Here is a 13,601-nt window from a genome sequence, read left to right as displayed (position 1 = left end):
CTGCCGGAGCCCATGACAGAGCTTGAGACGCCCGCCCACGAATTCCTGACCGTCCGCGAACTGGCAGAGCTGCTGCGGCTCAAGGAGCGGAAGGTCTACGATCTCGCGGCCTCGGGCGAAGTGCCCTGCTCGCGGGCCACCGGCAAGCTGCTTTTCCCCGCCGCAGAGGTGCGCGCCTGGATCGACCGCGCCAAGTCGGGCGGCCCTCTCAAGTCCCCGGCGCGCCCGCCGATCCTGCTCGGCAGCCACGACCCGCTGCTCGACTGGGCGATCCGCGAGTCGCGCTGCGGGCTGGCCACCTATTTCGACGGCTCGCTCGACGGGCTGGACCGCTTCGCCCGGAACGACGGCGTCGCCACCGGGATGCACATTTACGACGCCAGGTCCGGGGTCTGGAACGTCCCGGCGGTCGCGCGCGCGGCGGCCGAGCAGAACGCGGTGCTCGTGGCCTTCGCGCGGCGCCAGCGCGGACTGGTCTTTCGCCCGGACGGCCCGCGGCCGGCGCGGCTTGCCGACATCGCCGGCCTGCGCATGACCCCGCGGCAGGAGGAATCCGGCACCGCCGGGCTGTTCGACGCGCTGGCGGCCGAGAGCGGCCTCGACCTCTCGGCGGTGACCGTCACGGCCGCGGCGCGGACCGAGGACGACGCGGTCGAGACCGTCCGGCGCGGGACCGCCGACGTCACCTTCGGGCTCGAGGCCGTGGCCCGTCGTTTCGGGCTCGACTTCGCGCCGGTGATCGAGGAGGAGTTCGCGCTGCTCGTCGACCGCAAGGCCTGGTTCGAGCCGCCCTTCCAGGCCTTCCTCGCCTTCTGCGGGAGCGATGCCTTCCGCGCCCAGGCCGAGAGCTACGGCGGCTACGACGTGGCCGCGCTCGGCACCGTCGCCTGGAACGCGTGACGGATCACCTGCGCCGCGACACGAGACACCCCGGCCACGGGGCCGGACCCCGCTAGGCCCCGTCGGCGGGCTTCGCGGACGACATCTCCTTGAAGCGCTCGAACATCATCAGGTATTCGGCGGGCACGTCGCGATAGGACAGCAGCCCCAGGATGCGCCCGTCCTCCAGCACCGGAAGATGGCGAAAGGCATCCCCCAGTTTCGCGGCCAGCGCATCGGAAATCGCCTCGTCCGCCCCCACCGTGACCGGGTCGGCCGTCATCACCGCCCCGGCGGTGGTCTCGGCCGGCGGCAGATCACGCGCCACGGCCCGGAAGACGATATCCCTTTCAGACAACACACCCGCCAGGCGGTCACCGTCGAGCACCGCGACGGCGCCCACGCCCCGGCTCGCCATGAGCCGGGCGGCATCGGACAGCGGGGTGTCGGGGGACACGCTGTGCAGCGGACGCTCTCCAAGAAGTTCGCGAATGGTCCTGACGCTCATGGGCTCTCCTTACGCGGTCTGCGAAACCGTGCCATCCGGCCGAGCCTAGTCGCGGGCCCGGGCGATCACAAGATGGCGGCGCCGATCGTGCCGCTGCCGAGGACGGGCCGCGGGGCGGGCGCCGCGCAGCCCGGCACGCGACATCCGGCCTGCGGCCCCGCGGATCGTCCTGTAAACTGGACCCGATGGCACGAATCAACCTCGAACAGCTCCGGAGTTTCCTGACCGTCGTGCGCATGGGCGGCATCAGCAAGGCGTCGCAGGCGCTGAACCTGACCCAGCCGGCGGTGACCACGCGGATCCGCAAGCTCGAACAGTCGCTGGCCACCGACCTCTTCGACAGGACAGGCGCCGGGCTGCGGCTGACGAAGCGGGGCGAGATGCTGCTGAAATACGCCGAGCAGTTCGAACAGCTGGGCGAGTTGGTGGCCCGCGACGTCGTGGACCCCGGCGGCACCGAAGGTCACCTGCGGCTCGGTGTTTCGGAAACCATCGCGCAGTGCTGGCTGCCGGCCTTCATCTCGCGGCTGCACCAGCGCTATCCCAAGCTTGAAATCGAGATCAATGTCGACATTTCGATGAACCTGCGGGCCGGGCTGCTGGATCGCGAGATCGACCTCGCGATCCTATTGGGACCGATATCGGAATACTCCGTCGACAATATCGAGCTGCCGGGCTTCGATCTCGCCTGGTACTGCGCGGCCGACACCCGGCCCGACCCCGCCGCCCCGTTCACGAGGCCGGTCATCACCTATGCCCGGAATACCCGGCCCTACCGCGAGCTGAAGGCCGAGCTGTTCCGCCGGGTCGGCCCGGGAATCCCGCTCTTTCCCTCGACGTCGCTGTCGGCCTGCTTCCGCCTGGTCGAGGCCGGGCTCGGCGTTGCCGCACTGCCGCGGGCGCTCGGCACGGCCTATGTCGAGAGCGGACGCATCGCGGAGTTCGACCCCGGCTGGCACCCGGCGCCGCTGCGCTTCTCGGCCTCCTATATGGGCGAGCCGCGCAGCCACATGCTCGCCACCGCCGCCGAAACCGCGCGGCAAGTGGCGATCGACCACGAAATGCATAAAAATTCTTTATAGTTTCGGCAAATATTATTCGATTTGTCTTTATGCGTGGCTATGGTGATGCTTTCCGCAACGGGAGAGTCGCGGAATGGACTGCACATACGACAGGCTCAGGACGATGGACACCGACGCGGTGCGCGCGGCGATCCGTGCCGGTCGGTACAGGGGGCACACGGCCGGGCTGGGCGCGGGCAAGCTGCAGGCCAACGTCGTGATCATCCCCGAACGCTACGCGCTCGACTTCATGCGCTACTGCCAGCGCAATCCCAAGCCCTGCCCGCTGACCGGCGTCACCGATACGGGCGATCCGTGCATGACGACGCTGGGGCGCGACATCGACATCCGCACGGACGTGCCCGCCTACAACGTCTATCGCGACGGGATCCTGGCCGATACGGTCCCGGACATCCGCGCGCTCTGGCGGGAGGATCTCGTGGCCTTCGCGCTCGGCTGTTCCTTCACCTTCGAACGCGCCCTGCAGGACGCCGGCGTGCCGCTCTGGCATATCGATCACAACACCACCGTGCCGATGTTCCGCTCGGACATGGACACGACCCCGGCCGGGCCCTTCGCCGGCAAGATGGTCGTGAGCATGCGCGCGATCCCGGCGGACCGGCTGGACGAAGTGCGCGCGATCTCGCGGCGCTTCCCGCTGGCCCATGGCGGACCGGTCCATGCCGGCGACCCCGCCGCGATCGGCATCGCCGATATCGGCCGGCCCGACTGGGGCGACCCGGCGCCGGTCGCGGCCGGCGAGGTGCCGGTTTTCTGGGCCTGCGGGGTGACGCCGCAGGTCGCGGTCGAACAGGCGGGCCTGCCGCTCTGCATAACGCACCGGCCCGGCCGCATGCTGATCACCGACGTCGCCGAGGACGCCGAGGTCCCGGTAATTCCCCCCAAACGATAAGACGAGACCAACAAGGAGAGAGAGATGAAACAGATACTCACCACCGCCGCCGTCGCGACGCTCGCCGCGAGCCCGCTCGCCGCGCAGGACCTTTCCGTCGTCGGCAGCTGGTCCAGCCTGCCGCTGCACCAGCAATTCGAAGCCCCGTTCTGGACCGAGACCCTGCCCGAGGCCTCGGGCGGCGCGATCGACGTCTCGATGACCACGCATGGCCAGATGAACCTCGGGGTGGCCGACGTCTATCGCCTGCTGGGCCAGGGCGTCTACGACGTGGCGATGACCGTGGCGGACTATGCCGTGGCCGACGCGCCGGCGCTCGAGGGGCTGGACGTGCCGCTCGTGGCGCTCTCCGCGTCCGAGGCCCGCGCCATGGTCGAGGCCGCGCGCCCGATGGTCGAGGAGATCTTCCGCGACACCTTCAACAGCCACGTCCTGGCCGTCGCGCCCTACCCGCCCCAGGTCGTGTTCTGCAACGCGGAGGTCAGCGAACTGGCCGATCTCGAAGGCCTCAAGATCCGGGCCTCGGGCCGGATGACCGCCAAGTTCCTCGAAGCGCTCGGCGCCGAGGGCGTGAATGTCGGCTTCTCCGAGGTGCCCGGCGCCCTCCAGAAGGGCGTAGTGGACTGCGCCGTGACCGGCGCCGGCTCGGGCTACAGCGCGGGCTGGTGGGAAGTCTCCACGCATCTGATGCCGATCCCGCTGGGCGGCTGGGACTCGGTCGTGACGGCGATCAATCTCGACAAGTGGAACAGCCTGGACGCCGAGACGCAGGCTCTGATCACCTCGCAGATCGAGACCGAGTTCGAGGATCCGGCCTGGGCCGTGGCGCAGGACGCGCTGGTCAACGACATCGCCTGCCTGACCGGCAACGGCGAATGCCCGGCCGGCGAGGCGCGCGACATGACCCTGGTCGAGGTGTCGGACGCCGATTTCGAGAAGGCGCGGAGCATCCTCGTGAGCCAGGTGCTGCCCGAATGGGCCGAGCGTGCGGGCGGCGACTGGGCCGAACGCTGGAACGCCTCCGTGGGCGAGGTGGTCGGCGTGACCATCGCGACCGAGTAAGACGCGGACGAGGCAACAGGTGGGGATCCCGATGGCGGACCGTGTCCTTTCGGCGCTGCGCCGGCTCAACCGGCTGGTCGCCGTGCTGGTCGGCATCATGCTGCTGGCCTGCGCCGGCGTCGTGCTGCTGGACATCGTGCTGCGCCAGGCGGGATCCTCGCTGGGCGGCACGGACGAGATCAGCGGCTATGCCATGGCGATCGCCACCTCCTGGGGCATGGGCTACGCGCTGATGGAACTCGGCCATGTCCGCATCGACCTGCTGCGCAGCCGCGCCGGTGCGCGCGGCCGCGTGCTCTTCGATCTTTTCTCGATGGTCGTGCTCAGCGGCACCGTGTCGCTGATCGCGGTCAAGTGCTGGCCGGTGCTCGAGCGGTCGCTCAGCATGTCGTCGCGGGCCAACACCCCGCTCGAGACGCCGCTCTGGATCGTGCAGTTGCCCTGGTTCGCGGGATGGGTGTGGTTCGCGCTCATGGCCTGGCTCACCTTCCTCGTCGCGCTGACACTGGTGGCACAGGGCCGTTTCGCGGCCACCGAGCGCGCCATCGGCGCCTTCGCCGAGAAGGAGGCCGCGCCATGATCACCTATGTCTCGATCGGGCTGCTGGCCCTTCTCAGCCTGTCGATCCCGGTGGGGATCGTCTTGTTCCTGCTGGGGTTCGGGGTGGACAGCTTCTTCAGCGCCTTCCCGCTGATCCGCGGGCTGGGCAACATGGTCTGGTCGACCTCCAACAACGCGACGCTGATCGCGATCCCCTTCTTCGTGCTCCTGGGCGAGATCCTGGTGCGCAGCGGCGTCGCCGCCAAGACCTATGCCGCGCTGGACCGCTGGATCTCGTGGCTGCCCGGGGGGCTGGTTCATGCGAACGTGGCCACGGCCACGATGTTCTCGGCCACGTCGGGATCTTCCGTCGCCACGGCGGCCACGGTCGCGACCGTGGCCATGCCGCAGGCCGAGAAACTCGGCTACGATCCCAAGCTCTTCTCCGGCGCCATCGCGGCGGGCGGCACGCTGGGCATCATGATCCCGCCCTCGATCAACCTGATCGTCTACGGCTTCCTGACCCAGACATCGATCCCGCAGCTTTTCCTCGCGGGGCTGGTGCCCGGCATCGGCCTCGCCATCGGCTTCATCATCATCACCGCGCTGATCTGCACCGTCCGCCCCGAGCTTGGCGGCGAGCGCCGCGTCTTCGCCCTGCCCGAAATGCTGGGCGCGCTGGTGCACCTCGTCCCGATCATCCTGCTATTCACCGTCATCATCGGCACGATCTACAAGGGCTGGGCCACACCGACCGAGGCCGCCGCCGTGGGTGTGGCCGGGGCCATCGCGATCGCGGCGGTCTTCGGGGGCATCTCGCTGGCGATGTTCACCGAGAGCATTCTGGGCACGATAAAGATCACCTCCATGATCATGCTGGTGGTGCTGGGGGCGTCCTTCCTGAACTTCACCCTCGCCTCGGCCGGACTGGGCAACGAGCTGCGCGCGTTCCTCGACGGTCTCGGCCTGTCGCCGCTGATGACGATCCTGGTGATCGTCGGCATCTACATCGTGCTCGGTTTCTTCATCGAAACGCTCTCGCTGATGGTCGTCACGATCCCGATCATCGTGCCGCTGGTGGTCGAGCTGGGCTACGACCCGATCTGGTTCGGCATCCTGATGATCGTGCTGATCGAGATGGCGCTGATCACGCCGCCCGTGGGCCTGAACCTCTATGTCGTCCAGGGCGCGCGCGAGGGCGGCCGGATGAGCGAGGTGATGCTGGGTGCGATCCCCTTCGTCATCGCCATGCTGCTGATGGTGGTGGCCCTGATCGCCGTTCCGGGCATTGCGCTCTGGCTTCCGGGCGCGGTCCAGCCATAGTCTGAAGCCACCATGACACCCGAGACGGACGATATATCCACCGCCGCCGCGGGGGCCGACCGGCCCACGATCCGGACCGTCGGCGTCGACGGCCTGCTGGTCAGCTTCGGCGCCCGCCTGAGCGAGCCGGCCAACCGGGCCGCCCTGGCCTTCCGCGACGCCGTAGAGGCCGCCGGCTGGGACGGCGTCGCGGAAAGCTCGACCTCGTTGGTCTCGACCTATCTGCGCTTCGACCCGGTCCATGCCGATCACGAAACGCTGCGTGCCGCGCTCGGGGATCTGCTCGCCGCGCGGGACTGGTACGCGGCCCCGCTGCCGGACGGCCGGCGGTTCTGGCGCATCCCGACCGTCTATGGCGGCGATCACGGACCGCTTCTCGACGAGGCCGCGGCGGCGGCCGGGCTGACGCCCGAGGCCGCGATCGAGTCGCTCTCGACCAGCCGCGTCCGGGTCCAGACGATCGGCTTCGCGCCGGGCCAGCCCTATCTGGGCGAATTGGACGAGGCCTGGGACATTCCCCGCCAGAAAGCCCTGACCGCACGGGTTCCCGAGGGAGCCCTGACGGTGGCGATCCGCCAGATGGTGCTCTTCTCGGTCAGCACGCCGACGGGGTGGCGCCATGTGGGCCAGACCGCGCTGCGTCTATTCCGGCCGGACGCGGACACGCCTTTCGTCCTGCGCCCGGGCGACGAGGTGCTGTTCGACGCCGTGACGCCCGAGGAGCTGGACAACATGCGGCAGGCCGGCCCCGACGGCGGCGCGACCTTCGAGACGATCCGGTGACCCGCCGCCTGACCGTCCATCGCGTCGGGCCCGGCGTCAGCATCCAGGATCGGGGCCGCCCCGGCTATCTGGGCTTCGGCCTGTCGCGCGGCGGCGCGGCCGACCTGCTGGCCCTCGCCGAAGGCGCCGCGCTGCTCGGCCAGGACTGCGACTGCGCCGCGCTGGAAATGGCCGGGACAGGGGGCGAGTTCGAGGCCCATGCCGACCTGCGCATCGCGCTCACCGGTGCGCCGATGCGCGCCACGATCGACGGCACCCGCATCGCCTGGAACGCGAGCCACGCGCTGCCGGCCGGCGCGCGTCTTTCCATCGGCGGGGCGGAGGCGGGCACCTACGGATACCTGCATGTCGGCGGTGGCGTGGCCGGGCCCGAACGGCTCGGCTCGCGCAGCGCCCATCTGGCCAGCGGGCTGGGCGGGCCGCTGGCGGCAGGCGCGACGCTTGCCATCGGCGCCGATCCGCATCCGGGAGAGACCGGCCAATGCCTGCCAGGCACCCCCCGGTTCGACGGCGGCACCATCCGCGTCGTGCCCAGCCTGCAGACCGGGTTCTTCGCCGACAGCGAAATCGCGCGCTTCGAGTCCACGGGCTTTCGCCGGGACGCGCGCGGCAGCCGCATGGGCGTGCCGCTCGCCTTCGATACCGACGGCTTTCACAGCGATGCCGGTCTCAGCGTGCTGTCTGAAATCGTCATCCCCGGCGACATCCAGATCACCGGAGACGGAACGCCCTTCGTGCTGCTCTGCGAATGCCAGACCACGGGCGGCTACCCGCGGATCGGCTCGGTCCTGCCCTGCGACCTGCCGTGGGTGGTGCAGGCGCCGCCCGGGGCGGGGCTGCGCTTTCGCTTCGTCACGCTGCACGCGGCGCTGGCGGCCGAACGCAGCGCGCAGGTGCACCGTGACGGGCTGCGCGGCACCCTTCGCCCGCTGGTCCGCGACCCCGCCGAGATCCGCGACCTGCTGGCCTACCAGCTCGTCGGTGGCGTGACCGCCGGGGATGACGGCGACCCTGGCGCCGCCTGACGGGCGATCAGTCGAGGCCGGCGGCCTCGAGGATGGCGGGGATCTTCTTTTTCACCTTGAAGAAGCCCGCCGTCGCATGCGGCCAGATCAGGCCGTCCCAATCGCGCCGCCATTCCGCCAGGACGATCCCCGCGCGGTCGAGCGCCGGTTGCGCCGCGTCCAGCCAGTCCCGGAGGGGACCGCGCGGAACGTAGGGCGTGACGATCTGCCGGGCCCCGGCGCGGGCGGCCCATCGGGCCAGGTCGTCCGGCACCCCGGCATGCAGGGCGGCGCCGTCGCGCCCGAGCCGTGCCAAGGCATCCGCGCGCGCCGCGTCGTCGAACGCCGCGACATGCGGCGCCACGGACCGGGGCGAGCGCAGGTGACTGGCCGCGAGCGTGGCGACCGCACGCAGATCGAGCGCCCCGGCGTCGAAATCCCCGGGGCAGCAATCTTCCTCGGTCAGGAGTAGCGCGGCGGGGAGACTCGGATCGGGCACCGCGAAGGGGCGCAGCGGCGCGACATCGGGCAGGCCGTGCGGTTCCTCGGCGCCGGCCAGATCCGGAAGGGCCTCGCACAGATCCGCCTCACGCGGGGCAAACCGCCGGTCGGTGAATTTCGCGATGTTCCACGCCTCGGCCTTGTAGGCCTTTCCCCGCGTGTGTAGACCGGCGACCCAGCGCCAGCCCAGGGTGTTCGAGGCCGGGTCGCCGTCCAGAAGATGGCGGAGAAAGAAATCGGCCCCGACGCGCCATGGCAGGCCCAGGGTGAAGATCCAGATCGAGGCGAACCACATCCGCGCGTGATTGTGCAGGTAGCCGGTCTCGACCAGTTCCGCAGCCCAGGAGTCGAAACAGGCCAGGCCGGTCTCGCCCGCCTCGGCCGCGGCGACAGCCCGGCACAGCCTGCGATCCGCCTCGAGCGCGACGAGGTCCCGGTGGAGACCGTCGCGATAGCTGTCCCAAACGCCCGGGCGGCGTTCCAGCCAGCCCTTGAAATAGCCCCGCCAGATCACCTCCTGGATGAATTTTTCGGCCGCTTCCGGGCCATGCGCATCGACGGCGGCCGCGACCGCCTCGCGCTCGGTCACCAGGCGGCGGCGCAGATACGGCGAGAGCATCGACACGTCCCGGTGCGCGCCCGGGCCGCGGTCGAAATTGCGCCCCCGCGCATAGCGCGTGCCCATCCGCGGCGCGAAGGCCGCAAGCCGCGCCAGGCCGGCGGCCCGGCTGGCCTGGGGAAATCCTGTCATGAAAGCGTCTCCGCATGTCGCATGCAGGGCGAACTGGACCGCGGCGCGGGAAAATCAACGCCGGTTCAGGGCCGGGACGCGATCACCATGACTGCCGGCATCGGCACGCGCAGACCGGCGCCGTCGGCGAAGCTCTCCCGCGCGCCCGCAGCGATCGCCGCGCGCAGGGCGCTCAAAGCCTCAGGCGGTTGCTGACGCAGCAGGTAGCCGGCCCGCGGCGCCCCCTGCCGGAATATCTCGAAGAGATCATCCGCCTGCTCCAGCCACCAATGGCAATCGACCGGCTGACTGCTTTCCAGCGCGAGCCCGGCCTCCTCCAGCAAACCGCGCGCGGTCGCCGCATCGGCGAACTGGTGAAAGTCAGGCGAGTCCGGCAGGCTGACGCCGGCGGCACCGTGGTCGCGCATACTGCCGTAGAACAGCCGGAACACCGGCGAGACGTCCGGCCCCGCCCAGCAGGTCATGACGAACCGGCCGCCGGGGGCCAGCACGCGACCGATCTCGGCCAGCGCCCGTGGCTGGTCGGGGACGTGCATCAACCCGAAACTGCACACGACGGTCCCAAAGGTTCCGTCGGGAAAGGGCAGATCCTGGGCGTCGGCCTCGACGAAACTGCCGCCGGGTACGCGGCGGCGCGCATGCCCCAGCATCGCGGCGGAAAAATCGACGCTCGTGACCTGGTGCCCGTCGCGCAGCAGGGCCTCCGTGACGTTGCCCTGGCCGCAGCAGAGATCGAGCACCGGCCCGGGATCGCGCAGCGCGTCCCGGATCGCCGGGATCGCCATGTCGCTGGCAGGCGCGAACAGGTCGACATAGCCCTGCGCCGTGTCCGCGCGTGTCCAGCCCTCCTGTTCGAGCGCGGCAAAATCCTCGTATGCGGGCATGGCTTGACCTCCGGATTCTCGGGCGGGAACGCGACTGCACGCACGCTGGGAAACATGGTCAATCATACACGCAAAGACCGCGTTCCGGAAATTTTCCGCCGGCGGCGTCCGCGGCGCCCGGTTCAGGTCCGCGGCCGGCCGGGGAAATCCGCGTCGATCCGCGCCGCGCGTTCCGGGGTCAGGCGGCCGCGTAACGCGTGAAGACCTCGGTTGTCCCGTCACGCCGGATGAGGAACACGTCATAGGCCTCGCGCCTGTCTTCCGGTCCCATGCCGGGTGACCCGTAGGGCATGCCCGGCACGGCCAGGCCGACCGCGTCGGGACGTTCGCGCAGCAGGCGGCGGATATCGGACGCCGGCACATGGCCCTCGATCATGTAGCCCGCGATTTCCGCGGTGTGGCACGAGGCCATCGCCGGCGGGATGCCGTTGTCGAGCTTGTGACGCACGAGGAGCGCGCCGTAGCTGTCCTCGGTGGTCACCTCGAAACCGGCATCCTGCAGGATGCGGACCCAGGCCATGCAGCATCCGCAGTTCGGATCCTTCAGAACGTGGATCCCGGGGGCCGCGCCCTGCGCGCGCAGGGCGGCCGGCGCGGTCGCGGCAAGGCTTGCCGCCCCGACAAGCAGGCTGCGACGGGTCATGTCTGTCATGGCGCGTTCTCCTCTGTCCGCGCGGCCCGCACGCCGGTCGGACACCGGCGCAGGCCCCTCTAGCCCTGAACCTAGTGCATCACGCCGGGATTGTCCCGTCTTCGGCCCGTCAGGCGGTGCGGTGACGGCGTCACTGAAGCAACGTCTCCGCCCCGCTGGCGAGCGACAGGATGATGAACAGCGTCAGCGCCATCGCGCCGGCGCCGAACACCAGGCCGAAGGCCGCGACCAGGCCATCGCGTTCGATCAGGCCGACCCCGAAAATGAACAGCGCCACCGCCGGAAACCAGCCGCTGCCCGGCACGGGCAGGAACAGCGTGAAGGCGATGGCGAAGAGCGCGACGCCGAGCGCCCGTTCGTAGCGGGCCGAGAAGATGTGACGCGAGCGGGGGCGCAGGATCCGCTCGAGCCGGCGGGTGACCGGCCGCAGGCGCAGAAGCGTCCGGCGCAGCTTGGCATGATCGATGCGGATGCGCGCCAGCACCCAGGGCAGCCGCACATAGGGAAAGCCCAGCGCCATCTGTGCCGTGGCCACCATCACCGGCAGCGCGGTCACCAGCGAAGAGCCTGGTGGCAGCGGCAGGAGCGTGATCAGCGAGAACACCAACAGCGCCCAGCCGAAGGATCGCTCGCCCAGCGCCGCGAGCAGATTGCCGAGCGTCAGCGTGCCCGCCTCCTCGAGCGCGCGCGACGTTCTCAGGATCGGCAGCGACAGAGAGGCCCTGCGCGGGGTGTCGGGATCCTGATTCAAGCGCTCTCTCCTTGCTGCACCGCGGATATCGCGGGTTTCCGGCCGCGATTCAATGCCGTGCGAGACAAAACACGCGGGCGGGCCGGAATCGCGCATGGGCGCCACGATGGCGGGAACCACGGTGGCGCCCGGGCCGTTACGGCAAGCGCGGCCGGGACGGCGGCGATCCGCCGGCGCGAGGACAGTCGGCGGGACAGCGGCGCGGGCCATGCGTATGCTACGCCGCATAGCGGCCTCGCCGTGACCGAGACCGGAAGAAAGGAGTCCTCATGCGTATCGGCGCCCTCATCGGCCTGCTTGGCGGCCTGCTCCTCTCGACCACCTTCGTGGCCGCGGACCCGCCGGGGGGATGTCCGCCCGGGCTCGCCAAGAAGGATCCGGCCTGCGTTCCGCCCGGCCTGGCGAAGAAAGGCCCACCCTACCGCGTGGGCGACAGGATCGACGGCGATTACCGTCGCATCGACCGGCCCTGGCGCTATGGCCTCGACCGCGACGGCACCTATTACCGGATCGGCGACCAGGTGGTGCGTGTCGACGAGGAGACGCGCGAAGTGCTCGACCTGATCGGCGCGGTCGGCGCGGTGCTCGACTGACGGCGCGGGCGGTCGGGCCCTAGAGGTCGGCCTCGTCCTCGCCGGCCTCCTCGGCATTGTCGATGACCCATTCCTGCGCGGCCTCGACCGCCACCGGCGACGAGGTCGGCAAAACGCCCACATAGGCGCCGGTCTCTTCGACGGGGATCGCCGGGCGGCGGGTCATGCGCCAGGCCGCGTAGCCCGCGATCGCCAGGAACAGCGCCGACAGCACCAGCCAGAAGCCATCCGGCCCAACGACGTTCATGACGCCGCCGGTCACCAGCGGCCCGGCGATGGCACCGATGCCGTAAATGAAGACCAGCGCGCTCGAGGCGGCGGGCATTTCCTCCAGCTCGAGGTAGTCGTTCGTGTAGGCGATCAGCAGCGAATAGAGCGGGTTCGCCATGCCGCCCATCAGGAACGCCGCCCCCAGCAAGAGGGGCAGCGCCCCGCCCGACACGAATCCCGCCCAAGTGGCCGCCGCCCCCGTCACACCGAGCACGAGGATCAGCAGCCGCCGGTCCATCCGGTCCGACAGCCAGCCGATGGGGTATTGCAGCGCCAGCGAGCCGACGAAGATCGCCGCGATGAAGGCCGAGACCTGCCCGACCGCCAGGCCGGCCTTGGCCCCGTAGACCGCCGCCATGCCCATCTGCGCGGCAAACACCCCGCCCAGAAGCAGCGTGCCCACCGTGCCGAGCGGCGAGCGCCGGTACAGCTGCGCCAGCGTCATGGCCCGGGTCGCCTCGGTCACGGGCACAGGCGAGGCCGACAGCAGGATCGGCGCGAAGGACAGCGAGACGAGGATCGAGGACAGGACGAAAAGAACGAAGCCCGCCGCATCGGCCAGGTTCAACAGCCCCTGCGCCGTGACCATGCCCAGCGTCTGGGCGATCATGTAGGCCGACAGCACCTTGCCACGGGTCTGGTTGTCGGCGGCGTTGTTGAGCCAGCTCTCGGCGGTCACGTAGACCCCCGAGAGACAGAACCCCAGGATCACCCGCAAGACCGTCCAGACGACCGGGTCCGCGATCAGCGGAAAGGCGATCAGCCCCGCCGACATGAACGAGCCGAGCGCGGCGAAGACGCGGACATGGCCCACGCGGCGGATCATGACGGGCGCCGCCCGCGAGCCGGCCAGGAAGCCCACGAAATAGCCCGCCGTGATGATCGAGAGCGCCGAGGTGGAAAACCCCTCGATGCCGCCGCGCACCCCCATCAGGGTCGACTGCATCCCGTTGCCGATCATGATCAGGATCATGCCGATCAGCAGCGCCCAGACGCTTCCCAGAACCCGCAGCATATCGAGATCCTTGCGTGTTTCGGTCGCATGGGACGTGACCAGGGCAGGCGAACCCGTCCCGAGGCCGGCGAAGCCGCCCCACTGCCTGAGTCGCCGCCCCGGGTCAACCGG

General features: G+C 70.0%; 15 protein-coding genes. 9 read left to right on the top strand and 6 right to left on the bottom strand.

All coding sequences use genetic code 11. The annotated features are described in order from the left end of the window. The first annotated feature begins 12 nt into the window (after nucleotides 1–12). The gene (locus tag ACQ5SP_RS01840) at nucleotides 13–900 is read left to right on the top strand and encodes a substrate-binding domain-containing protein (protein WP_430935832.1); all 888 of its coding nucleotides are present in this window, start codon (nucleotides 13–15) and stop codon (nucleotides 898–900) included. 52 nt (nucleotides 901–952) lie between these two features. Here ACQ5SP_RS01840 and ACQ5SP_RS01835 read toward each other — a convergent pair whose 3' ends face one another. Continuing rightward, the gene (locus ACQ5SP_RS01835; RefSeq protein ID WP_430935830.1) at nucleotides 953–1,387 is read right to left on the bottom strand and encodes a CBS domain-containing protein; all 435 of its coding nucleotides are present in this window, start codon (nucleotides 1,385–1,387) and stop codon (nucleotides 953–955) included. 185 nt (nucleotides 1,388–1,572) lie between these two features. On the opposite strand from ACQ5SP_RS01835, the gene ACQ5SP_RS01830 reads away from it, so the two are divergent. The 7 genes from ACQ5SP_RS01830 (at nucleotide 1,573) to ACQ5SP_RS01800 (ending at nucleotide 8,094) form a co-directional block, all read left to right on the top strand. Then, nucleotides 1,573–2,469, top strand: coding sequence for a LysR family transcriptional regulator (locus ACQ5SP_RS01830; RefSeq protein WP_430935828.1), 897 nt, complete (start codon nucleotides 1,573–1,575; stop codon nucleotides 2,467–2,469). Between the two features lie 73 nt (nucleotides 2,470–2,542). Beyond that, nucleotides 2,543–3,361: a putative hydro-lyase gene (locus ACQ5SP_RS01825; protein WP_430935826.1), complete on the top strand. Its 819-nt coding sequence runs from the start codon at nucleotides 2,543–2,545 to the stop codon at nucleotides 3,359–3,361. A 24-nt stretch (nucleotides 3,362–3,385) separates the two neighbouring features. Then, nucleotides 3,386–4,423, top strand: coding sequence for a TRAP transporter substrate-binding protein (locus tag ACQ5SP_RS01820; protein WP_430935824.1), 1,038 nt, complete (start codon nucleotides 3,386–3,388; stop codon nucleotides 4,421–4,423). A 31-nt stretch (nucleotides 4,424–4,454) separates the two neighbouring features. Beyond that, nucleotides 4,455–5,003 carry a TRAP transporter small permease subunit gene (locus ACQ5SP_RS01815; RefSeq protein ID WP_430935822.1) on the top strand — a complete coding sequence of 183 codons (549 nt, stop codon included), beginning with the start codon at nucleotides 4,455–4,457 and terminating at the stop codon, nucleotides 5,001–5,003. Continuing rightward, nucleotides 5,000–6,286 (top strand): TRAP transporter large permease, encoded by a 1,287-nt coding sequence (locus ACQ5SP_RS01810; RefSeq protein WP_430935820.1) that lies wholly within the window; start codon nucleotides 5,000–5,002, stop codon nucleotides 6,284–6,286. The genes ACQ5SP_RS01815 and ACQ5SP_RS01810 overlap by 4 nt, the downstream gene beginning before the upstream one ends. Nucleotides 6,287–6,298: 12 nt before the next feature. Beyond that, the gene (locus ACQ5SP_RS01805) at nucleotides 6,299–7,069 is read left to right on the top strand and encodes a 5-oxoprolinase subunit B family protein (RefSeq protein WP_430935818.1); all 771 of its coding nucleotides are present in this window, start codon (nucleotides 6,299–6,301) and stop codon (nucleotides 7,067–7,069) included. After that, complete coding sequence (locus ACQ5SP_RS01800) at nucleotides 7,066–8,094, top strand: biotin-dependent carboxyltransferase family protein (protein ID WP_430935816.1); 1,029 nt, start codon at nucleotides 7,066–7,068, stop codon at nucleotides 8,092–8,094. The genes ACQ5SP_RS01805 and ACQ5SP_RS01800 overlap by 4 nt, the downstream gene beginning before the upstream one ends. 7 nt (nucleotides 8,095–8,101) lie before the next feature. Here the strand turns inward: ACQ5SP_RS01800 and ACQ5SP_RS01795 are convergent, their stop codons facing one another. From ACQ5SP_RS01795 to ACQ5SP_RS01780, 4 genes are all read right to left on the bottom strand, one after another. Further along, entirely contained in the window at nucleotides 8,102–9,325 is a 1,224-nt protein-coding gene (locus ACQ5SP_RS01795) for an FAD-binding domain-containing protein (protein WP_430935814.1), read from the bottom strand. 65 nt (nucleotides 9,326–9,390) lie between these two features. After that, entirely contained in the window at nucleotides 9,391–10,209 is an 819-nt protein-coding gene (locus tag ACQ5SP_RS01790) for a class I SAM-dependent methyltransferase (protein ID WP_430935812.1), read from the bottom strand. Nucleotides 10,210–10,387: 178 nt separating this feature from the next. Further along, entirely contained in the window at nucleotides 10,388–10,861 is a 474-nt protein-coding gene (locus ACQ5SP_RS01785) for a DUF411 domain-containing protein (RefSeq protein WP_430935810.1), read from the bottom strand. Nucleotides 10,862–10,991: 130 nt separating this feature from the next. After that, the gene (locus tag ACQ5SP_RS01780; protein ID WP_430935808.1) at nucleotides 10,992–11,612 is read right to left on the bottom strand and encodes an exopolysaccharide biosynthesis protein; all 621 of its coding nucleotides are present in this window, start codon (nucleotides 11,610–11,612) and stop codon (nucleotides 10,992–10,994) included. Between the two features lie 269 nt (nucleotides 11,613–11,881). Between ACQ5SP_RS01780 and ACQ5SP_RS01775 the strand changes: the two genes are divergently transcribed. Further along, entirely contained in the window at nucleotides 11,882–12,205 is a 324-nt protein-coding gene (locus ACQ5SP_RS01775; RefSeq protein WP_430935806.1) for an excinuclease ABC subunit A, read from the top strand. Between the two features lie 19 nt (nucleotides 12,206–12,224). Here ACQ5SP_RS01775 and ACQ5SP_RS01770 read toward each other — a convergent pair whose 3' ends face one another. Continuing rightward, complete coding sequence (locus ACQ5SP_RS01770) at nucleotides 12,225–13,490, bottom strand: MFS transporter (RefSeq protein WP_430935804.1); 1,266 nt, start codon at nucleotides 13,488–13,490, stop codon at nucleotides 12,225–12,227. Between the last annotated feature and the right edge of the window lie 111 nt (nucleotides 13,491–13,601).

The sequence above is a fragment of the Rhodovulum sp. YNF3179 genome (assembly GCF_050586465.1).
GTDB lineage: Bacteria > Pseudomonadota > Alphaproteobacteria > Rhodobacterales > Rhodobacteraceae > CAJXYS01.
This window is presented reverse-complemented; position numbering and strand designations above follow the sequence as displayed.

Excerpts from the sequence above, each read along its gene's own strand:
- ACQ5SP_RS01805 (WP_430935818.1), top strand. The coding sequence starts at position 6,299 with ATGACACCCGAGACGGACGATATATCCACCGCCGCCGCGGGGGCCGAC.
- ACQ5SP_RS01825 (WP_430935826.1), top strand. The coding sequence starts at position 2,543 with ATGGACTGCACATACGACAGGCTCAGGACGATGGACACCGACGCGGTG.
- ACQ5SP_RS01770 (WP_430935804.1), bottom strand. The coding sequence starts at position 13,490 with ATGCTGCGGGTTCTGGGAAGCGTCTGGGCGCTGCTGATCGGCATGATC.
- ACQ5SP_RS01815 (WP_430935822.1), top strand. The coding sequence starts at position 4,455 with ATGGCGGACCGTGTCCTTTCGGCGCTGCGCCGGCTCAACCGGCTGGTC.
- ACQ5SP_RS01795 (WP_430935814.1), bottom strand. The coding sequence starts at position 9,325 with ATGACAGGATTTCCCCAGGCCAGCCGGGCCGCCGGCCTGGCGCGGCTT.
- ACQ5SP_RS01835 (WP_430935830.1), bottom strand. The coding sequence starts at position 1,387 with ATGAGCGTCAGGACCATTCGCGAACTTCTTGGAGAGCGTCCGCTGCAC.
- ACQ5SP_RS01785 (WP_430935810.1), bottom strand. The coding sequence starts at position 10,861 with ATGACAGACATGACCCGTCGCAGCCTGCTTGTCGGGGCGGCAAGCCTT.
- ACQ5SP_RS01820 (WP_430935824.1), top strand. The coding sequence starts at position 3,386 with ATGAAACAGATACTCACCACCGCCGCCGTCGCGACGCTCGCCGCGAGC.
- ACQ5SP_RS01790 (WP_430935812.1), bottom strand. The coding sequence starts at position 10,209 with ATGCCCGCATACGAGGATTTTGCCGCGCTCGAACAGGAGGGCTGGACA.
- ACQ5SP_RS01775 (WP_430935806.1), top strand. The coding sequence starts at position 11,882 with ATGCGTATCGGCGCCCTCATCGGCCTGCTTGGCGGCCTGCTCCTCTCG.
- ACQ5SP_RS01830 (WP_430935828.1), top strand. The coding sequence starts at position 1,573 with ATGGCACGAATCAACCTCGAACAGCTCCGGAGTTTCCTGACCGTCGTG.
- ACQ5SP_RS01840 (WP_430935832.1), top strand. The coding sequence starts at position 13 with ATGACAGAGCTTGAGACGCCCGCCCACGAATTCCTGACCGTCCGCGAA.
- ACQ5SP_RS01810 (WP_430935820.1), top strand. The coding sequence starts at position 5,000 with ATGATCACCTATGTCTCGATCGGGCTGCTGGCCCTTCTCAGCCTGTCG.